This window comes from Gracilimonas mengyeensis (genome assembly GCF_900182705.1).
In the GTDB taxonomy this organism is placed as follows: Bacteria; Bacteroidota; Rhodothermia; order Balneolales; family Balneolaceae; genus Gracilimonas; species Gracilimonas mengyeensis.
In genome coordinates this window covers 130556-152298 of record NZ_FXTP01000001.1, presented here as the reverse complement: position 1 = coordinate 152298, position 21743 = coordinate 130556, and the positions used below count along the sequence as shown (strand labels likewise).

Genomic DNA, 21743 nt, shown 5'->3' with positions numbered 1-21743 from the left:
AATTTTAACTGAGTGAGCGCAATTTCAAATATTGTTCCGGTGAAAATACCTGAATGGCTGCTTTTTTATAATCTTTTATGTTTCTGGTGATGATGACTTCCAACTCTCCTTCCTGAGTAGCTACACTGTGCTGAATAGCGTCTTCAAAATCTTTAAAAGGACTAACCAGAGCTTGTTGAATATCCTGTTTATCTACCTTTAAGATCTCAATCATTGCCAACAAGTCGCCCAATATATCTCTGGTTTTCTTTTCGCTTAAATACTTTCGAATGATATAGTGAATATTATTAATACTTAAGGCAGATACAGACACCTGGATAGAACCTTTATCTGCAAGAGACATAATTTCTGCCGCATAGGTAGCAAAAGGTTCCCGGTCGATCAGAAAATCAATAAGTACATCCGTATCAAGAAAAACCTTATCCATGGTGTTTCTTGTTTATTTCTTCCTTCAAAATTTTCTGATAATCAAAATCGCTGTCAACTTTCAGAATTCCCTTCAACTTTTTTACCCTTCCGGAAGAAGTTTTAGTCTCTGTTTCATTCTTGGTGATTACTCGTAAATAGTCTTCAACCATACTGGACAGACTCCTTCCTTTGCTGGAAGCAACCTTTTTGGCCTCTTCTACTATATCTTCTTCAATAGTTAATGTGAGCTTTTTATTCATACGTGTATAAAATTTTATATCACACGTGTAAAGTAGTTATTTAATCAATTAGATTCGAGAGAAGTATTGATCTTGGATACAAAAGTAATCCTCAAAAGAACATTCTGAGACTCAGATTACAAAGCTTTTATCGGCGATTATCTGAGCATCCATGTAGTTCGCGTTTCAGTTTTAACTGTGATTGGGTATGATTAATGTGATGCACTGTGATCATTTTTTTCAAACATCGCAGTACATCAAAACTATCACAGAGATCACCCTTCCTCATCCCGGATATATTCAGAAATAGTTCCCATGTCCTTATCTCCCCGGCCAGAAAGATTCAGGATCACAATTTCATCTTCAGAAGTTTCAGGCATTAATTTTTCCAGTTGGGCAAAAGCATGTGCCGTTTCAAGGGCAGGTATAATCCCTTCCGTTTTGGATAGAAGTTTCACGGCATCCATGGCTTCCTTATCCGTAACGGCGTAATATTGTACACGGCCTAAATCTTTGAGGTGAGAATGCTCTGGCCCCACCCCGGGGTAATCCAGTCCGGCACTAATGGAATGAGCCAGCTCAATTTGTCCCTCATTGCTTTGTAACAAATAGCTTAACGAACCATGTAAAATGCCGGGAGTGCCTTTGGTAATAGTGGCGGCCGTCTGACCTGAATCCACACCAAAACCAGCCGCTTCTACTCCTATGATCTTCACTTCCTCATCATCAATGAAAGGATAGAATAAACCTATGGCGTTAGAACCTCCGCCTACACAAGCTACGATGTAATCCGGATTTCGCCCTTCGGCCTTCTGAATTTGTTCTTTGGCCTCATTGCCAATTATCTGATGGAAGTGACGCACCATCATCGGATAAGGATGTGGCCCCACAACAGAACCAATGATATAAAAGGTAGTATCCACATTGGTAACCCAGTCACGAATAGCTTCGTTAGTTGCATCTTTAAGGGTTTTGGAGCCGCTTGTAACGCTTCGGACTTCTGCTCCCATGAGTTCCATCCGGTCCACATTCAGTTTTTGGCGCACCATGTCCTCTTCACCCATATACACGATACAATCCAGCCCAAACTTGGCACAGGCTGTAGCTGTTGCCACGCCATGCTGACCGGCACCTGTTTCAGCGATAATACGCTTCTTCCCCATGCGTCGGGCCAGCAAAACCTGCCCGATCGCATTGTTGATTTTATGGGCCCCGGTATGGCATAAATCTTCCCGTTTCAGGTAGATTTTAGCTTTGCCATAATGCTCCGTAAGACGGTTAGCATAAGTCAATTTGGTAGGACGTCCCACATATTCATCCAGCAGTTCAGCAAGTTCGGTATTGAATTCAGGATCTTTCTTGGCTTTCAAAAATTCTTTTTCCAGCTCTTCGATAGCAGGAATGAGTATTTCCGGGACAAATTTGCCTCCAAAATTACCAAAATATCCCCGGCTGTCAGGAAATGTATACTTCTTTTCTTTAGTCTGTGTGTTCATAAATAAACATTGTTAGGGAACAGATATCATGCTGATCCACAATTTTACGTGGAAAAAATGCTACTGTGTTAGTATCAACATAATCCTTGTTATCCATTTTAATTCGATTGTCACAAAGTCTTTTATATTTTTCAACGGTTGTTAACTGTGATTGGGTGCGATTTAACTGATACACTGTGATAATGTTTAAAAACTTCACAACCTATCTAATACATCACGGGCATCACAGTTCAACGAAATTCTCCAACCTCCGCTAACCATTTGGCCTCAAAATATCTTCCGGGCGGAGGTTCTTTCATTTCAGTTCTTTTCCCCGGCTTAAAACCCGGGGCTATCCAGGTTTCATCCCTTCGGGATTTAATCTTATCAAAATTTCAAAATATCTCAGCAATAACCCGCTAAATCAGCGTCATCCGCGCCTGTCCCGATTTATTCGGGGTTCCATTCTATTGTAACCACAGATACTATTTTCCATGAGGAATAATTTATTACCAAACTCAAAACTAAACACTCCGAACTAATAACTACTCCAGCTCCAAGTCACGGATTTCATCCATAAAATCCTCAATTTTCCCAAAGTCTTTGAGCCCGGGCTCTTTCTCCAGGCTGCTTGATACATCAATAGCAAAAGGCTGAACGGTTTCGATAGCTTCCTTAATGTTATCAGCACTCAATCCACCGGATAGAAAAAACGGAATCTCGATATCCAAATCCGTGATCATCGACCAATCAAAACTTTTACCGGTTCCGCCCCAGAGGCCATTAATTTTCGTATCAAACAAAAGATAGTCGGCAACCTCTGCATATTGTTCTATCTGGTGTTTCAACAAATATTCTACCGATTCTTCTTCAATATGAATCACTTTTATCACGGATTTTTCAACCAGGCTGCAGTATTCGGGAGATTCATCCCCGTGCAGCTGCACATAGTCAAGCCCGGTTTCTTTGGCAATGCGGTTTACATCATCCAGAGGTTGATTTACAAACACACCAACCTTTTCCGGTCCTTCAATCCAGTTGATGATAGCCCCGGCTTCTCCAGGTTCAATGTAACGCGGGCTTTTATCATAAAAGATAAAGCCCAGGTAATCCACAAGGGCTCCCGCCGCAAAACGGGCATCTTCAAGGTTCGTAATTCCGCAAATTTTAATTTTCATTCGAAGTATGGGTTTCGTGTCTCGTGTTATAGGTTGCGTGTTCGTAGTCAGCAAATACCCGTCTCAACAACATTCCATTCAGTTTTAACCAAAGTCAGTATTTACTATTTCGTTAAATTCAGGATCAATAAACTCAAAACTAAAAATTCACAACTAAAAACTTTTCCATTCTAATCTGACAGTGTTATTATGAAGAAGCTTTCATCAATTGTTCGTAAGCCTCTTCCGTTTGCTCCAGCAAATCTTTCACCGCCTGTCCTGGATCCTGCTGACGCATAAAATATTCGCCAATCAAAGCAGAATGAATCCCTTCTTTTTTCAATAATGCCAGATCTTCGCCTGAAGAAAGTCCGCTTTCAGAAACCAGCACGGTTTCTTCGGGAGCTTGTTGCAAGATAGAGATTCCGCGGTGCACATCCACCTCAAAATTCTTTAAATCTCTGTTATTTACGCCAAGGATATCTACCAAATTAAAGTCCACACGGTCAAAGTCGGTTTGATCGTAACATTCAACCAACGCGTCCAACCCAAACTCTTTGGCCGCATGCAGCAGCTCTTCCAGTTGCTTGCCTTCGGTGATAGCCACGATGATGAGCACAGCATCTGCTCCATGAGCCCGGGCTTCTTTTATTTGGTAGGGATCGATGATGAAATCCTTTCGCAAAAGAGGCAGCTGAACCCGTTTTGAGATAGCTTCCAAGTATTTCAGTTCTCCCTGGAAAAAAGGTTGGTCGGTAAGTACAGAAATAGCCGAAGCGCCTCCCTCCTCGTATCGCAAGGCGATATCTACGGGATTAAAATCAGGCCGGATGATGCCTTTCGACGGCGAGGCTTTCTTGACTTCTGAAATGATGGAAACCTGATCGGTTCCATCCAGTGCTTCTTGGAATGAAATTCGCTCTTTCTCAAATCCCTCAAAGGAATTGAAGTCATTGAAAGAAACCTTCTGCTTACGCTTCACCAAATCTTCAGAAGTCTTCTCGGTTATTTTTTCTAAGATGTTGCTCATGTTTACATTAACTCAATATTTGTTTCTCGTTACCAAGCTCTGGCTTGGTAACGCGTGCTGAGAAGCTCCAGCTTCTCGATATATCATTTGTGATATTATTGCCCAACCTCCGGTAACCCTCTGGTCTAAAATGCCATTCGGGCGGAGGTTCTTTGATCTCTTCATTTTACCCACGACTGAAGTCGTGGGCTATATTCTGTCATCTATGAGGGATTTCTATCTGTACGTTTCAAACAATAATTTCTATTTAATCGTCCGCTTGAAACCTATTCGTTCACGTTGCAAGGTTCCTGCTTTCTATTCAATAATCAACTGGCATGATGTCCAATACCAAATCACCGTTCATCAAATTCATCACAAGTATCATAGTTAAACCTTGTTGCCCAACCTCCGGAAGCCAATTAGTCTAAAACACCAGCCGGGCGGAGGTTCTTCCATTTCCGTTCTTTTCCCCGGGTTAAAACCCAGGGCTATTTATGTTTCATCCCTTCGGGATTATGCTTTTTAGTAATTCAACATATTTCAGCGATTATCTACTCAATCTGCGTCATCCGTGTTCTATTCCGTTCCTTAGTAAACAAAAACATCGTTTTCTTTAGCAAGTAATAAAGCTTCAACAAACTCAAAACTAAGCACTCACCACTCAAAACTTAAAAGTACCCATAGCATCGTTGGTGGCATCCACAAAGTCGTTGAATAACTTACGTGCCTTGCCTGATTCCAGGGCTTCTTCAGCCAGTTCTTTGCCTTCTTCCAGCGTCTTAACTTTGCCCGAGGCCTGTATTGCAAAAGCGGCATTCAATAAAGCAATGCCTTTCTGCGCATCTGTGGCTTTATTGGCCATAATATTTGTTAGGATTTCTGCATTTTCTTCTTTTCCTCCGCCCATCAGTGCCTTCATTTCTACTTTCTCAAACCCAATGGATTCCGGGTCAAACACAATGGAGGTGGAAACCAGGTTATCTTTCAACTCAAAAATTTCGGATTGAGAAGTCAGGCTCACTTCATCCAACCCATCATGAGCGTTAAATGTATACGCGAATTCGGTACCAAGATTGGCTAAAATATGCACCATTTTCTCAGCGGTCTCTTTATTAAAAGCACCGATTACATAGCGCTGTACGCCAGCCGGATTCACCATGGGACCTAAAATATTGAAGAAGGTTCGAAAACCAACTTCGCGCCGGGCGGGCATCACATGCTTCATAGCCGGGTGAAACATCGGGGCAAACATAAAGGCCATGCCTACTTCTTTATATACTTGCTCAACCTGTTCCTTACCTAATTCTATAGCTGCGCCGAGATGTTCCAACACATCAGCACTGCCGCACTTGCTTGAAGCACTTCGGTTTCCGTGCTTGATAACTGGTACACCGGCCGCCGCTGTGATAAAAGAGGCCGAGGTTGAGATGTTGAAAGTCCCGGACTGATCGCCGCCGGTGCCTACTAAATCGATAGCCCCATCCACATTTACTTCTACTTTTACCGCTTTACTGCGCATCACTTTTACAAAAGCGGTGAGTTCTTCCACACTTTCACCTTTCAAGCGCATAGCGGTAATAAAAGCCGCAATTTGCGGATCCGAAATATCCCCCGACATAATCAGGTTCATCGCAGACTCGGCTTCAATTTTGGTAAGATCTTCAGAAAAAGAGAGTTTGTTCAGTATTTCTTTAAAGTCCATGAGTGTGTTATTGTCGTAACCAGTTTGAGATTAACTTGGGGCCTTCCGTAGTCAAAATGCTTTCAGGGTGAAATTGTATTCCCTGAATCGGGAACTCTTTATGCCGAACACCCTGCACCACTCCATCATCGGAATGAGCTGTAATTTCCAGTACTTCGGGAATGGTATCCGGATCCAGCACCAGGGAGTGATACCGCGTGGCCGTGAAATCCTTCTCCACATCCTTAAAAATAAACTGCCCGTTGTGAGACACTTTAGAAACCTTGCCGTGCATCAACTTTGGGGCATGTACCACTTTAGCTCCAAACACTTCGCCAATGGCCTGATGTCCGAGGCAAACACCTAAAACCGGAGTTTCCTTTCCCAGCTCCCGGATAATTTCTTCGGTGATACCGGCTTCATGCGGTCGGCCTGGCCCGGGAGAAATCAAAATTTTTGTCGGCTTTAATGCCCGTATTTCATCCAGGGTCATCGCGTCGTTGCGAATCACTTTGTAATCATCCGTCTCTGCTGCAACCAGATGCACCAGGTTGTAGGTGAAGGAGTCGTAGTTGTCAATAATAAGGATCACAGATTTCGCTGATTTCGTTGATTGTTCTTAGTTAAATGCCGGATATTGTGTTTATAAGGAGTTGGAACCACGGATTAGCGGATTTAGGGATTTCACAGATTTTCTTGATAAGAAATCTGTGAAATCAGTGTAATCCTTATCATCTGTGATTCACTATGCCCGCCACTTCTCTTATAGGCTCCATCACCTCTTCCGCACGCTCCCGGGCTTTCTTTCCGCCTTCGCGGAGTACATCGTGCACGTAATCCAAATCTTTGGCCATCTCACGCCGCTTTTCACGAGCTTCACCAAAATAATCTTCAATCATGCCTAATAATTCCTTTTTGGCATGACCGTAGCCGTATCCGCCTGCACGATATTTCTCTGCAATTTCATCCTGCTTTTCTTTATCCGCAAACAGCTTGATTAGGGCAAACACATTATCGTTTTCGGGATCTTTGGGATCATCCAGTGGTGTGGAATCCGTCTCAATAGACATCACCCGTTTCTTCAGCTGCTTGCCCTCAGCAAAAATATTGATGGTGTTGTCGTAGCTTTTGCTCATCTTTCGTCCGTCGATACCCGGTACCACGGCTACAGATTTCACAATGTGTTCTTCGGGGATTTTCAAGTATTCGCCTTCGTAAGCATAGTTGAATTTCCCGGCCAGGTCACGGGTAATCTCAATATTTTGCTTTTGATCTTCACCCACCGGCACTATATCGGAGTGATAAATCAGGATATCGGCAGCTTGTAAAATTGGATAGGTAAAAAGGCCGATATTAGGACTCAATCCCGCCGCAATTTTATCTTTATAGGAAACGCCTTTCTCCATCAGTGAAACCGGAGTCAATGTGCCCAATATCCAAGCGAGTTCGGTCACCTGGGGCACATCCGACTGGGCAAAGAAAGTCGCCTTCTTGGGATCTAAGCCAAGCGCCAGGTAATCAAGCGTGACGTCAATGGTGTTTTCCCGAAGTTTTTCGCCATCATTAAGAGAAGTCAGGGAATGATAGTTGGCGATGAAGTAAAAAGCCTCTCCCTCCTCCTGCATCGCTATGTGCTGACGGATCGCGCCAAAATAGTTTCCTATATGCAATTTGCCCGAAGGCTGAATTCCTGAAAGTATGGTCTTTTTGCTACTCATTAATTTGATTGATCGAGTGTTGATTAGATTTTTCAGAGGATCGCGCTACAGAAAATACTCCGCGAAACTCTGAGTCCTCCGTGGTTAACATTTATTGAATATCTAAAGCTACGCTTAGCGCTTGAATCAGCGCGCCTGCTTTGTTTTGTGTTTCTTCAAATTCTTTGGTGGGATCGCTGTCGGCCACAATACCCGCACCGGCCTGAATGTAGGCTTTGTTATCCGTAACCACCATGGTTCGGATGGCAATACAGGTGTCCATATTACCGGAAAAATCGAAATAGCCCACCGCCCCGGCATATACGCCGCGTTTAGAAGGTTCTAGTTCGTCAATAATTTCCATCGCCCGGATTTTTGGAGCGCCGCTTACGGTACCAGCGGGAAAGCATTGCATCAGGGCATCCACCGAGGTTTGATCCTCCCGCAATTCCCCCACCACATCGCTGACAATATGCATCACGTGCGAATAGCGCTCTATCACCTGATTTCGTTCCATTTTTACGGTACCGGCTTTGCATACACGTGAGAGATCATTCCGTCCCAAATCAACCAGCATAATGTGTTCGGCTACTTCCTTGGGATCGTTTTTAAGATCTTCTTCCAGTGCTAAATCCTCTTCATGGGTTTTGCCTCGTGGACGTGTACCGGCAATGGGCAGCACCCGTGTTTCGCCTTCCTGCACGCGCACCAGCACTTCCGGTGAGGAACCGACGAGTTGGAAATCCTCAAAATCTAAATAGAATAAATACGGGGATGGATTCACCATTCGTAACGCACGGTAGAGCATGAATGGATCGCCACTCATATCAGCTTCAAAGCGCTGGGATAGCACTACCTGGAAGATGTCGCCTTCGTAGATGTACTCCTTTCCCTTTTCTACAATCTTTTCAAAATAATCCTGCTCCATATTGCTGGACAGCGATTCCGTATCAATGCTAAAGGGACGGTTTTCATAGTTAGAACTCAAAGCCGCCTCCTCCATTTCATCCAGACTGGATTGTGCCTTTTGGTAAGCTTCATCCAGATCATCTTCCTCTTCCACAAACACAGTTTTGATCAGCACTACCTGGTGCTTCACATGATCGAAAGCAAATATCTGATCATAAAACGCCCAGATGGCTTCGGGGAGCTGAAGGTCATCGTCCGGCACATCCGGCAAATCTTCCACCAAGCGAAAAGTATCATAGGCCGAAAATCCTACGGCACCGCCTTTCAACCTGGGTAATTCTGGAAGCGTGGGCTCGGAATAAGCAGTGGTGAGTTCCTTAAGTTTGTCGAAATATGGAACCTCTACCTGTTCAGTTTCTCCATTTGCAGAAAGCGTTGTATCCTCACCGTCAAATTTCAGAATTTGGTAAGGATTGCGCCCGATAAAAGAATACCGGGCCAGTTGCTCCCCTCCTTCAACCGATTCCAGCAGAAAGGGGTATTCCGCACCTTCGCGGATATTCATAAACAGGGAAACCGGGGTAAGTACATCCGCCAATAGCCGCCGGTACACCGGGATGGCTGTATATTCTTTACTAAGTGCTAAAAACTGTTCTTTATTCATTTGGTTAGTTATCCATAAACCTACTATTCGCTCCAACGCAGAGCGTGTGGAGCGAGGTCCTGTCTTTCATATTCTCGAACTTCACCACTGGTTCCTACACTCTGCGTTGGAACCAGCATTCTTTTTCATGCTTCCAGATTAGAAAGATTAATTGTGATTTCGAAAACCATTTTCAACTAACCAATAACCAATCTATAGAAACAAAAAAACCCACTATCCGGATGAACAGTGGGTTTTTTAACATTCTTTTGTCCGTCGCTCAATTACGTAGCGGGCCCACTGTTATTTGAAATAACAGGCCACCACCAATTGTTGATTTGAGCATTTTTAGTTTTCATAACGCGCCGAATATAACAGGCTCGGAAAGTACATGCAATATTCCTGCACAATTTATTGATTTTTAGTTCGTATAGGTTCTAAGTTCTCGTTATGCTATTATAAATGCTGAATCTGATCATAAACTATTTTCAATGAATAAATTTTTCGGGGCCATTTTGCTAAGTGCGGTAAGCATTGCTTTTTTGGGATGTGATTCAACCACCTCTCCACGCTCATTACTCGACGATGCCCCCGGCGTAAGCAACCTGAGCGTATCGCCTGCCATCGTATCCTTTACTGAAAATGCCGATGGTTTTAAAGACACCACTATCACCCTGAAGCTGCAGTTTGATGTACAGAATTTAGCATCTACGGATGTGCTTCAATACAACATTTCCACAAAACCAAAAGACCGCTTTCCAGTTAAAACCGGAGCAAGTGGTCAACTAAAAATGGGAGAAACCGGCTCTTTCTCTACCTCTCAACCCGTTCAATTTAGAACTACTACCACCAATATTTGGGATTATGTAGTAAATGTGTTTGTTAATGATTCTTCCGGGTATGGAAACTATGCCCAAACCGAATTAAGGGTAAATGGTTTCTCCAGTGCCCCGCCAAAGATTTTATCCGCAGAAAATGAATCAGAATTCCAAAGACCAGAATCCGGAAGCAAAAAAGCTTACTTCAAAGCGACAGTTATCGATGTAGATGGAGATTCTACCATTTACGGTGTTTTCTTACGCCTTATAAGTCGGCGCACAGGGGAAGCCAGTAATTCACCTTTTGAACTCTTTGATGATGGTGATACCTATGATGATTCAGCAAAAAATGACTCTGTCTATACCATCAATTTTCCCATTTACAGTGGAAACCGGCCTGAAACTTACGACATCCTCTACTTCGCCATCGATAATGCCGGTATGGTGAGCGATACCGCACGAACTACTTTTACCATTGTTGAATAATCTTTTATGAAAAAAACATTCATCCTGATATTCATTTTTTCTCCTATATATTTTATTCAGGCCCAGGTTACTGGTCCAACTACGAATCCCTATTTCTCTATCCACCGAAATGGGGTAAGTACGATGGAAGCATATGGAGATACCTTATGGATCAGCCCAAAACTAACCCGAAATATCAGCAACCAGCTGGAGTGGCATATACCCCAAAATGCCGATAGCCTTATCAATAACCCTAAGGGTAACGTTTTCTCCCTGGAACTGGGAAAAGATTCGATACTTGCAGGGCTTGGATATACGAATTTTGATCAACCTGGCGATCCACCAACCGGATTTGGCTATTACTTTAGTTCCAACGGGGGTCAATCCTGGAGATACATACCACCTCAACTGGATAATAATCCACCTGATGAATTGAAATGTAAGGGGACGGAAGACAAAGGAGAAAAATCTTATCCATACCCTCCCTCTTACCGTCCTGAATGCGACATTCAGGTTGTATATGGTGGATTTGTTTATAACAGAATTCGGTTTACCGTAGACGAACAGTCTCCCCCATATGAAGTGGATTTTAAAAATGAGGTGTTTTTCTCTGCGAACTGGGGTCGCTCTTTATTGAGAAGTACCGATGCAGGAATGAACTGGGAACCTGTTCTTCTCCCCCCTGACAATGTAGAAGAGATGACCCCGGAGGGCATTTATTGGTGGAATTCAAATTATATCATCACGGTAACGGAAGATGGTGATGAGGAAGAAGTGGGTATCACCGTTAACCGATACGATCCCACCAATCCCAACACGGGATTAAACCTGCTGGCATTCAGCGTGGAGATTGACAATCAGAACCGGGTTTGGGTAGGAACTGCCAAAGGAGTCAATATCTCGGAAAATGCCCTCACGGCTCCCATCGACAGTATTTCCTGGAGACATATCAGCTACGACAAAATTAACTATACCTTACTGGCCAACTGGATCACTAATATAAGACAAGAGCCCCATTCCGACCGGGTTTGGATGACCAACTGGCATGAAGACCCTCCACAGCGAGAAGGTCTGGTTTATACCGCTGATGGCGGTGAAAGCTTCAAGCAAATGCTGGTGGGCGAACGTATTAATGATATCGGCTTTAAAGATGGCTACGTATTTGCCCCCGGCAATAACGGGCTGTTTGTTTCTGATGATGCGGGAGAAAGCTGGACGAAAATTCCCCAGATAAAAAGTCCAAATACCTTTATTAAATCATCCACTGTTCATAGTGCTGTTGCCACTACCACCAACCGGGTTTGGATTGGCACCGATGATGGCCTTGCCTCTATTGAATGCTGTTCAGAAAACCAGCGCTTTGACAACTGGCAGATTACACGTGTCAATTATCCGCTTAAAGGCGGCAACGTGCACGAACCGGACAAACGGAATACCACTACTTATGCCTATCCCAATCCTTTTTCATCCAGTGTGTATGAACTGGTGCGCATCAAGTTTGAAGTGAAAGAACAAGGAAACGTACGCATCCGTATTTTTGATTTTGGGATGAACCTTGTTCGGGAAATAGAAAACGGCACTTTCACTCCCGGAACCTACGAGGCTGTTTGGGATGGTTACGACGGGAAAGGCCGCAAAGTGGACAATGGTCCTTACATCTATATTGTAGAAACAGCTAGCAGAGAATTAAGTGGGAAAATGATGGTGGTTGATTAGTTTTCTTCCTCCGAAAATCATGTAAATAACCAGTCTGGTTCAATCCCTGCACAATTTTAAAGCGTCAAAACCGTATTGGATTTAAGTTTGTGATATCCGTACCATTAACTGCTCAACCGAAAAAGAAATTATTCACTTGAAGAACCTTTTCACTTACACCATCCTGGTGTGTTTTATTGGACTGGGATTTTATGCTTGCGACTCTACCACCTCTCCGCAAAACCCACTTGAAGAGACACCAGCCATTACCTTCCTGGCACTATATCCTTCTGAGGCAGCATTCACCCAAGAAGATGGCTTCAGAGACACCACTTTAACAGTACAAATTCAGGGCTCTGTAAAACACTTTTCAGCTGATGACCAACTGCTATATACAATTTCTTATAAAGGAGGAGAAACCATCCTTGAGGATAGCCTGACTAATTTTAATGGCGGATCGTTCTCAGGCACTTTTGAATTGGAAACAAGCACTACTTCTTTTCAGGACTATCTGATTAACGTTTTTGCATATAATGAAAGTAACCCGGGCAATTATGCCCAGGCACTATTTAAAGTTAAAGGTTTCTCTAACTTTGCCCCTCAAATTATTGAAACGGATAGTCCCGGCGAAATCACAAGGCCCTCAACCGGAGAAATTCCAGCTACATTTACCGCAAAGGTTACTGATCAGGATGGACAAGAGAATATTGACAAAGTTTATCTTCGGGTAATTAGTCAGCAATCCGGAGAAGTGGAAGGCTCTCCTTTTGAAATGTTTGATGATGGCAGCAGCTTTGGGGATGAAGTTGAAAATGATTCCACCTATACATGGTCTCTGCCTGTTACTCAAACTGATAATAATCCTAACCGCGATTTTGACATTGAATTTTATGCCCTTGATAAAGGCGGTCTATCCAGTGATACTGTCAGAACTACATTCAGCATCAGAGAGTAATTTAGCATGAGGAAAGTACTATTTCTGTTATTTGTTTTTATTTCATCCGGTGTTTATGCCCAGGTCATTGGTCCCGTTGATGAGCAATTCAATACCATCCGCCAAAACGGGGTTAGCACCATTGCTGCTTTCGGGGATACAGTTTGGGTAAGCCCACAACTGAACCGTAACATCGGCAACAGTTTTGAATGGTATACCCCGGAAAATGCAGACAGCGTGACCGGTGATGGCATTGGTCGTGTATACTCGCTTGCCCTGGGACAGGACACCGTGCTGGCCGGACTTGGCTATACCTCAGAAACAGAAAGCGGCCCCTTACCTTATGGCTTCGGCTATTACAAAAGTGTTGACGGTGGGCAAAATTGGGAGTTTGAACCTCTTTTATTGGATCCCAGAGGAGAAGGCGACACCACCTTTGTGTATGGCGGACAAACGTACGACCGGATCAGAATTGCAGCTGGTGAACAATCTCCCCCCTACGATGTGAGTTTCAAAAACGATGTCATTTTATCAGCGAACTGGGCTTCGGGATTGCTTAGAAGCCGGGACTTTGGAGATAACTGGGAACGCGTCATCTTACCTCCTTCCGATTTAGAACAACTTACCCCCCAAGGAAACGACTACTACTGGACCGATTGCACCGATCGCGACGGCGATAATAATTGCATCCAATCAAATAACAAATATGACCCGGTATATGATGACAACCTGAAAGGATTTGGGCTGTTAATTGATTCACAAGACCGCGTCTGGTTTGGCAGTGCCGGTGGCATCAACATCTCTGAAAATGCACTTACCGCTCCAACCGATAGTATCGTTTGGCAGCATATCAGCTATGATGGAAGTAGCGATGGCCTGCTCGGGAATTGGATTATCACCATTCGTGAAGAACCAGGTTCTGATCGTATTTGGATGACCAACTGGATTCAGAATACCCCACAGAAAGAAGGAATTGTTTACACCGACGATGATGGCGAAAGCTTTACTCAGATGCTGATTGGAGAGCGCATCAATGACATTGGCTTTAAAGATGGCTATGTGTTTGCCGCCGGCGATGATGGAATGTTTGTTTCTTCAGATGTCGGAGATACCTGGATTAAACTCCCCCGATTAGAAAGCCCAAACACTTTTATAAAATCATCCGCCTTTTATTATTCTGTAGCCTCCACCCCAGATCGTCTCTGGATTGGCACCAGTGACGGCATTGCCTCTATCGAATGTTGCAGCCAGAATCAGCAATTCGACAACTGGCAGATCACGCGTGTCAACTATCCTCTTAAAGGTGGAAATGTGCATGTACCCGACGGCCGTAATACCAACACCTACGCCTATCCAAACCCCTTTTCTGCTTCTGTGTATGATGTGGTTCGGATGAAATTTGAGGTTAAAAAGCAGGGTAATGTCCGCGTACGTATTTTTGATTTCGGAATGAATCTGGTACGAGAGGTAGAAAATGATTCTTTTGGTCCTGGCACCTATGAAGCCGTTTGGGACGGTTATGACGGGCAAGGACGAAAAGTGGCCAACGGGGCCTACATTTATATAGTAGAAACGGCCGGTAAAGAACTAAGCGGCAAAATTTTAGTGGTAGATTAATGATGCAAGAGATTAAGTCACAAAAACTATTAGCAGTACTGGCGGGGATACTCCTGCTTTCCCTAAGTGTTAACGAGGCATTGGCACAGCACGGTGGTTATGCCGGAGCTTCCAGTCGTATAGGCTACAGTGCCCGGGGCATGGCCATGAGTAACGCGATGGCAGCCGTAACCTCTCAGGGTTCCTATGCTTATTATAATCCTGCCCAATCTGCTTTATTTTCTGAAAGCCGTCAAGCTGACCTTACTGTTGGTGCTTTGCAGTACGATCGTGTATTTCAAAGTACGGGAGCTCAATTTCAGCTTCCACCCTCTGCCGGTATTTCTTTTCACATTCTTAGAACCGGGGTGACTGATATTGACGGCCGTACCCAAAGTGGATATCCCACCCAGATGTTTGATGCATCCGAATACCAATTGGCCAGCAGCTTTGGTATTCGCCTAAGCGAAAAAATGAGCGGTGGAATTGGCGTAAAATTTAACCTTGCCAATTATCATCCTGATTTAGAAAATACAACCAGTTTTGGCTTAGACCTGGGGCTTTTGTATCAATCCGACCGTAATATCAATGTAGCTTTTACGGTGAAAGATATGCTGGCAAGCTACACCTGGAATTCTCAAGATCTCTACCAACTGGATCAGGCCCGCAATGTGGTTAATAATTTTCCAACCCGTTTGGTTTGGGGACTGGCCTGGCAGCCACAGGCCTTCACTATTTCTGCAGATTTCGAAGTTCAGGTTCAAGAATCTGAAACTACTACCCAGGAATATTTCGTTGAAAACGGGACTCCCAATCTTCAAACCCGTTCCAAAAATATCACCACCAGTACCTCCAAATTAAGGCTTGGCGGCATGTGGAATGCCCATGAGCGTTTTACTCTGCGTGCCGGCTGGCAGTTGCCCGACCTGGACGATTCTGCAAGCTGGGGACTTAGCAGCGGCTTTTCCGTACACCTCCCCTTTGATATGCTATCTCCATCCATCGACTACGCCTTTGTACTGGAGCCTTACCAAATTTCCAACATGCATGTATTTTCATTACGTCTAAATTTATGAGAAAGCTCTTATTCGCCCTCACCATTTTACTAATTAGTTCTGCCCCACTCTTCGCGCAGGGAAGCGGATTCCAGGTATTGGGAATTTCCCCCATGCCTTCTTCCCTTTCAAAAGCAGATGCCAATACGTCTGTACCTGAAGGCGCAGCATCCATCTATTCCAATCCCGCATTGCTCGCCCTCAGCGATTACTCCTCCATTGATGCCGGCTATTCTTTCTGGATAGCCAACCTCACTCACGGATTTGGTGGCGTGAATTTTAAGAACGATAAGCGCGCCATTGCCTTTGCTTTTTATACGGCCGGGGCCTCAGATTACGAACAATATGACAGGCCAGGTGAATCTAATGGTACTTTTTCTATACAGCATATTTCTATTTCAGGTGCCTATGCACATGATTTTGGATTATTTTCCTTAGGAGCTGCTTTTCAATTCCTAAATGAGCAAAACTATACCTACCGAGCCAATGGCTATGCTTTTAATGCAGGGATTGCCCGTAATTTTGTGGATGACCGTGTCCGTACCGGGCTTTCGATTACCAATGCCGGTGAAATGCAGAAGCTGAATGTAGAAGCAACCGAACTGCCCACCAGTCTTAAAGCCGGGGTATCTGCAGATGTTGTACAATTCTCTGCCTCTCCGGGCGACGAGCTTCCCATATTGATTTCCGCTTATTTAGATTATGCTCACCCCTTATCAAAAACCGAAGACCGGGATTACGCCGATTACAGCAAAACAGATCCATACCTAAACATGGGGCTGTCTCTCACTATTGCTGAGACCGTACAGGTTAGCGGAGGGTACAAAACCCAGAACAACGTTCGCCCGGTTTCTTTCGGCGCGGAATTCATCACCAATGACATTACCGTTAACTACGCAATTATCCCTTTCAATACCGGATACGGAACAGTACATTCCATAGGATTACAGTACAAATTCTAAGAGCCGGGGCATTGTATGAAGGCAACATCGCTGGATGAGGTTTATGCGTCCGTGAATGCGGAGGCAAAAACCATTTATGTGGTACCATTGATCCGGTATTCGCATAAGAAATCGGATTATTTGTATTTGCTGTATCAGGACCTGATCGAATCAGACCGCTACCAAATTGAATCTATCAGTATCTTTAATCATGTAAAGCTGATTTTTGGGGCCCTCATTAACAAAAATGTAATTCTACACTATCACTGGCTCGAGTTCCAGGATTTCAAATCGCTGGCTGGAATGCCCTGGAAAATGGCTTGTATCTTCCTTTTTAAGATCTTTGGCGGCAATATCGTTTGGACTTTGCATAACGAGTTCCCGCATGATCAAAAGTATCTGGAGCTCCACCAATTTCTGCATAGAAGAATGGCTAAATGGGCCGACGCTCTTCACGTGCATTGCCAAAAAGCGGTGGATATCATGAGTCATCGTTTACGGGCTCCGAAATCAAAATTTCACCTTGTTCCCCACCCTGATTTTCCCGCCATGCCTAGTGATAAGAAAACGGGTATTGCTAAGATCAATGAAAAATTTGACTGTACTCTTTCGCCAGACATTTCCAACATATTAATGTTCGGCAATATCAGCCGGTATAAACAAATCGAGGAAGTGGCACGAATAGTCACAGACTTAGATACGCCTTGTAATCTTTTGATTGTAGGCCCGGTAAAAAAAGGCAATCAGGACTTGTATGAAGAACTGAAAGAATTAGCTGAGCAAAATAAACGGATTGTCCTGATTCCTCACTTCATTGATGAAGAAGAAGTACCGTGGTTTTATCATGCCTCCGATATTTGTGTATTTAACTACCGGGAAATCCTGTCTTCCGGGGGATATCACATGGCCCAGGCGTACGATAAACTGATTATTGCCCCGGATATGGGGTGTCTTTCTGAGGAAGTGCATCATCCAAATGTTCATCTTTTTCACCGGCAGGACGGACTGAAAGCCTTACTGAATGTTCATCTGAAAGCCCTTCAGGAACAATAGTATGGCAAAGCTGAAAGAGAAAGCTTTCTGGATTCTTACCGGTGATATAGCCGGCCGTGGCTTATCTTTTTTATCCTCCATTTACCTGGCCCGTGTTTTAGGTTCTGAATTCTATGGTTTGATAACCGTAGCCATCTCGGTTCTGGGCTATGCTACCTGGTTTTCTGATTTAGGGTTGAACAGTATCGGGACGCGGGAAACTGCGAAACCTCCTGAAAAGCGTATTTTCAGGGTACTTGAAGTGTTCCGCACCAAACTATTTCTCGGTATTATAGTATTGCTGCTATCGGTGAGTATCGTATACTTTTTGGATATGGGTAGTACTGAGAAACAGGTGATTTTAGGATATCTTTTTTCCATCATACCCTATATGGCTTTACTGGAATGGTTCTATTCCGGAAAACAGGAGTTCGGGAAAATTGCCCTCTCCAAAGTGCTGAATGGCGGGGTCTATTTTCTACTTGTGATTACGTTTGTTTCGTCTTCCGGTGATGTAGCATTGGTTCCTGTACTTTATGCAGCAGGCATCAGCTTAGCCGCTTTAACTTTGGGAGCTTTTGCTTTTCGGGAAAAAACCTTCTCCCTGCCTTCCCGGGGCATACAAGTATACACCGATCTTGTTAAAACCAGTTCGGTCATAGGACTCGGGAAATTCTTTGCCCAGATGGTCCAATTGCTACCCCAACTTCTCATCGGAACGCTCCTCTCCCTTTCCGATGCCGGGCAATACGGGGCTGCTTTCAGGATCATCATCATAGCCATGATGATTGACCGTGTATTTGTGAACCTGTTGCTTCCTAACCTGGCGTCAACCTGGACCAAAAATCCAGCCCTCGCCACCCGTCGTATTAGCATTGTGTACCGACTGGTAATGGCCACCGGGGTTTTAATAGCACTAATATTCGCCATTACAGCCGGTCCGGTTATTGATATTTTATATGGTGCGGAATACCAGCAAAGTGTGCTCATCCTGCAGTTGTTGAGTATTATGATTGCTGCAACCTTCGTAAACAGCTTATTTTCATTCGGACTCATTGCCACTAATAAAGACAAGGAGTATTTCCTGTCTACCTCTTTTGGGGGCATCATTTCAGCTGTACTCATTTGCGGCTTCGCCCTATTTGGAAATGTATATTCGGTTGCTGTTTCGGTTTTTTTATCTGAGCTTATCATTACCGCCTTCACTTATTACTGGTTTAGAAAAGTGATACCCCTGAAAATCATAAAGCCCATTTTATTAACCGTACTTCCTGCTTTGGTGCTCTTTTTTGCCTCAGTTGTAAGTCCACTACATCCCCTGTTGAATGTATTTATTGCCACTTTTATTTATCTGATTGTGATTTTTAAAAGTGATTTGGTTTCAAAAGAACAAATGAGCTGGGCTAAAGAAAAAATGGGCGCATGAGTAAACAATTATGCATAGGACTTTTACACCTCAGCCCTGAATGGACTGCTTTAATGGATCAGCTGGGGCTCTGGTACCATGAAGTCAATTTTAGCCTTGATTTATCCACACACTACTCGGTCATCATCATTAATGACCAAACAAACCGAGAACAACTGGCTAAACTGGAATCATACGTAAAAGCCGGCGGGGCCATTTTGGAAGTTTCAGCATTCCATCCGTTTACTCCAGCCGGAGAGATTCGAAAATCATACCAAAAAACAGTATACCGGAATACAGAAGATACGGCCTTTACCCATCTTCCCTATCTTGATTTGTACAACAAGGTAGGTCTTCACAAGCAATCAGGTATTTTTGAAGGCTTGGTTCATTTTCAAAATAAAAAAGATGGCCAGTTAGCCTATTTTGGGGCAAACATTGCTGAATTGATGCAAGACACTGAATACAAGCGTAAGAGATTTTACAGCGCCGAGCATACCCCACCGGATGAGATTGTCAGTCAAGTATCCAAGCATACCCTGGCCGGTTTGTTTGAGGCAGTACTCAAGGAATTGCATTTCAAACAAGGACTCCCGCTGGTTCAAAAGTGGATATCCCCAACTCAGAAACCCGTATTCGGTTTCCGTATTGATAGTGATTTTGGAGATATGGAATCAATTGAAGGGCTGTATGAAGTTTTAAAGCGCTATCAAATAAAAGCGACCTGGTTCTTGCATGTACAAGCTCATGAAAACTGGCTGGATTATTTTCATCAGTTTGATAACCAGGAAATAGCTCTGCACGGCTACCGGCATGGCACTTCCAAACATAGCTCTAAAGTATTGCAGAATCTCTCTCATGGCAAAGAGCTGCTTGAAGAGGCCGGTTATGGCCTAACTGGTTTTTGCGCTCCCTATGGTATCTACAATGAAGCTCTGCAAAAAGCCTTGGAAAACTTTGATTTCAGTTATTCATCCGAGTTTACTTTTGCCTACGATGGGCTCCCGATTCAGATTACAGCTCAAAAGCAACCGATACAGATTCCGATTCATCCCATTTGTACCGGCAGCATGCGTCGGCGGCGATACACTCCCAACCAAATGAGTGCCTATTTTTTGCAAGTGATGGCTCGCAAAGCGGCCCGGTTTGAGCCTGTTTTTCTCTATCATCACCCGCTACAGCCTGGTTTGCATACCCTGGAACCCGTATTCCAAAAAGTACAGGATGCCAACTTCGAGAACCTCACTTTTGATGAATATGCTCGCTTTTGGAAAAAACGCCGGGAAACCCATTTTGAAGCACATTGGGACAAAGGAAAAGTCCATATAGAAAAAAATAATAACTGTCACATGTTATTCCAGGTCTCATTCAGCCATCAAGGTTTTTCTCTTTTGGAGGGATCAGGACAAGCGATCACTCCTCAAAAATCTCCCAAATTTGAGTACTCGAAAGCCTATCTTCCCGAACCTAAACAGATAGCTGAAATGAGAACCAAAGATCTGAAACTGATGAAGACATCCCTTTTAGACTGGAAAAACAGGATCAGACTATGAAAGTAGGCTTTGTGGCTCCCATGAGTATTTCTGTTGTAAATGGTGGCATCCGCACTCAGGCTTCCTTTACCATTCAGTTTTTGGAGAAGCTGGGCATTTCCGCTCATCTTATATCCCCGTGGAAAGAAACTAAACTTGAGGAACTGGACCTGGTGCATGTGTTTGGTGCCTCCATCGAAAACACGGGCATTATCGATCAGGTGGCGGCAAGCAAAGTTCCCCTGGCACTATCCACCGTTTTTTATTCTACCCGAAGCAGCGGAACCATAAAAACAGCCATCAACGCAGAAAAATGGTTGTCTTCCCTGGGATCAGGTATACGTTCCGATTTCAGTATCAAAGCCGACCTTTGCCACAAGGCAGACCTGCTTTTGCCCAACACCTCCGAAGAAGCCCGGTTGATTGAAGAAGGGTTTTCTGTTTCTGGTGATAAAATAGAAGTCATTCCCAATGGCGTTGAAGCACATTTTTCGGAGGCAAAGCCCGATGCTTTTATCAACGAATACGGAATTAAAGATTTTGTGCTTTTTACGGGTCAGGCAGGAGCAGCCCGGAAAAATGTATTGAGCTTGCTGAAGGCGGCCGAAAAGCTGGATATGCCGGTGGTTATTATTGGTGATTTTGCGGATGATGATTACAGCCAAGAGTGTCTAAAGCTTGCTGCTGTGTTAGATCATGTGCATTTAATTCCATCGCTCCCACACGACTCTGAGTTGCTGGCTTCAGCCTACGCCGCATGTAAAGTATTTGTGTTGCCTTCCCTTTATGAAACTCCCGGCATCGCTGCTATGGAAGCTGCATTGGCCGGAGCGCAGATTGTGATAACCAAACACGGCGGCACTAAGGATTATTTTGGAGAAAGCGTAGAATATATCGAGCCGGCATCAGAAGAATCAATTTATGCCGGCATTCAAAAAGCGTTTAGAAAAGAAAGCAGTCCGTATCTAAAAAAACATATTTTGGAACAGTACAGCTGGGAGAAAGTGGCTGAAAAAACACTCCACAGTTATAAAACCTTGGTGAATTAA

Annotated in this window: 19 protein-coding genes; 10 read left to right on the top strand and 9 right to left on the bottom strand. The window is 44.0% G+C overall.

Translation table 11 applies throughout. The features are described from left to right. Nucleotides 1-4 precede the first annotated feature (4 nt). From FN815_RS00650 to trpE, 9 genes are all read right to left on the bottom strand, one after another. A complete protein-coding gene (locus tag FN815_RS00650) occupies nt 5-427 on the bottom strand; it encodes a PIN domain-containing protein (protein ID WP_142452663.1) in 423 nt (140 codons plus the stop codon). Beyond that, on the bottom strand, nt 420-668 hold the full coding sequence (locus tag FN815_RS00645) for a DUF6364 family protein (protein WP_142452662.1): 249 nt from the start codon (nt 666-668) through the stop codon (nt 420-422). The genes FN815_RS00650 and FN815_RS00645 overlap by 8 nt, the downstream gene beginning before the upstream one ends. A 254-nt stretch (nt 669-922) precedes the next feature. Next, nucleotides 923-2143: a tryptophan synthase subunit beta gene (trpB, locus tag FN815_RS00640; RefSeq protein ID WP_142452661.1), complete on the bottom strand. Its 1221-nt coding sequence runs from the start codon at nt 2141-2143 to the stop codon at nt 923-925. Between the two features lie 524 nt (nt 2144-2667). Next, nucleotides 2668-3300 (bottom strand): phosphoribosylanthranilate isomerase, encoded by a 633-nt coding sequence (locus FN815_RS00635; protein ID WP_142452660.1) that lies wholly within the window; start codon nt 3298-3300, stop codon nt 2668-2670. Nucleotides 3301-3487: 187 nt separating this feature from the next. After that, a complete protein-coding gene (gene trpC / locus FN815_RS00630; protein ID WP_142452659.1) occupies nt 3488-4309 on the bottom strand; it encodes an indole-3-glycerol phosphate synthase TrpC in 822 nt (273 codons plus the stop codon). A gap of 643 nt (nt 4310-4952) precedes the next feature. After that, a complete protein-coding gene (gene trpD / locus FN815_RS00625) occupies nt 4953-5993 on the bottom strand; it encodes an anthranilate phosphoribosyltransferase (protein WP_142452658.1) in 1041 nt (346 codons plus the stop codon). Between the two features lie 7 nt (nt 5994-6000). Next, nucleotides 6001-6564, bottom strand: a complete 564-nt coding sequence (locus FN815_RS00620; protein WP_142452657.1) for an anthranilate synthase component II — start codon at nt 6562-6564, stop codon at nt 6001-6003. 139 nt (nt 6565-6703) lie between these two features. After that, nucleotides 6704-7690 (bottom strand): tryptophan--tRNA ligase, encoded by a 987-nt coding sequence (gene trpS / locus FN815_RS00615; RefSeq protein WP_142452656.1) that lies wholly within the window; start codon nt 7688-7690, stop codon nt 6704-6706. Between the two features lie 91 nt (nt 7691-7781). Further along, nucleotides 7782-9242: an anthranilate synthase component I gene (gene trpE, locus FN815_RS00610; protein ID WP_142452655.1), complete on the bottom strand. Its 1461-nt coding sequence runs from the start codon at nt 9240-9242 to the stop codon at nt 7782-7784. Nucleotides 9243-9712: 470 nt separating this feature from the next. Between trpE and FN815_RS00605 the strand changes: the two genes are divergently transcribed. The 10 genes from FN815_RS00605 to FN815_RS00560 all read left to right on the top strand — a co-directional run bounded on the left by FN815_RS00605 (nt 9713) and on the right by FN815_RS00560 (nt 21743). Next, the gene (locus tag FN815_RS00605; RefSeq protein WP_142452654.1) at nt 9713-10525 is read left to right on the top strand and encodes a hypothetical protein; all 813 of its coding nucleotides are present in this window, start codon (nt 9713-9715) and stop codon (nt 10523-10525) included. Nucleotides 10526-10531: 6 nt separating this feature from the next. Beyond that, on the top strand, nt 10532-12220 hold the full coding sequence (locus FN815_RS00600; protein ID WP_142452653.1) for a FlgD immunoglobulin-like domain containing protein: 1689 nt from the start codon (nt 10532-10534) through the stop codon (nt 12218-12220). A gap of 136 nt (nt 12221-12356) precedes the next feature. Further along, nucleotides 12357-13154 (top strand): hypothetical protein, encoded by a 798-nt coding sequence (locus FN815_RS00595; RefSeq protein WP_142452652.1) that lies wholly within the window; start codon nt 12357-12359, stop codon nt 13152-13154. A gap of 6 nt (nt 13155-13160) precedes the next feature. Continuing rightward, nucleotides 13161-14750: a FlgD immunoglobulin-like domain containing protein gene (locus FN815_RS00590; protein ID WP_142452651.1), complete on the top strand. Its 1590-nt coding sequence runs from the start codon at nt 13161-13163 to the stop codon at nt 14748-14750. After that, nucleotides 14750-15805 carry a PorV/PorQ family protein gene (locus FN815_RS00585; RefSeq protein WP_246075085.1) on the top strand — a complete coding sequence of 352 codons (1056 nt, stop codon included), beginning with the start codon at nt 14750-14752 and terminating at the stop codon, nt 15803-15805. The genes FN815_RS00590 and FN815_RS00585 overlap by 1 nt, the downstream gene beginning before the upstream one ends. After that, nucleotides 15802-16746: a PorV/PorQ family protein gene (locus FN815_RS00580; RefSeq protein WP_142452650.1), complete on the top strand. Its 945-nt coding sequence runs from the start codon at nt 15802-15804 to the stop codon at nt 16744-16746. The genes FN815_RS00585 and FN815_RS00580 overlap by 4 nt, the downstream gene beginning before the upstream one ends. Nucleotides 16747-16761: 15 nt before the next feature. Further along, entirely contained in the window at nt 16762-17778 is a 1017-nt protein-coding gene (locus FN815_RS00575; RefSeq protein WP_142452649.1) for a glycosyltransferase, read from the top strand. Between the two features lies 1 nt (nt 17779). Next, nucleotides 17780-19183, top strand: coding sequence for an oligosaccharide flippase family protein (locus tag FN815_RS00570; RefSeq protein ID WP_142452648.1), 1404 nt, complete (start codon nt 17780-17782; stop codon nt 19181-19183). Then, nucleotides 19180-20715 (top strand): polysaccharide deacetylase family protein, encoded by a 1536-nt coding sequence (locus tag FN815_RS00565; RefSeq protein WP_142452647.1) that lies wholly within the window; start codon nt 19180-19182, stop codon nt 20713-20715. Before FN815_RS00570 ends, FN815_RS00565 begins: the two co-directional genes overlap by 4 nt. Beyond that, nucleotides 20712-21743: a glycosyltransferase gene (locus FN815_RS00560; RefSeq protein ID WP_142452646.1), complete on the top strand. Its 1032-nt coding sequence runs from the start codon at nt 20712-20714 to the stop codon at nt 21741-21743. Before FN815_RS00565 ends, FN815_RS00560 begins: the two co-directional genes overlap by 4 nt.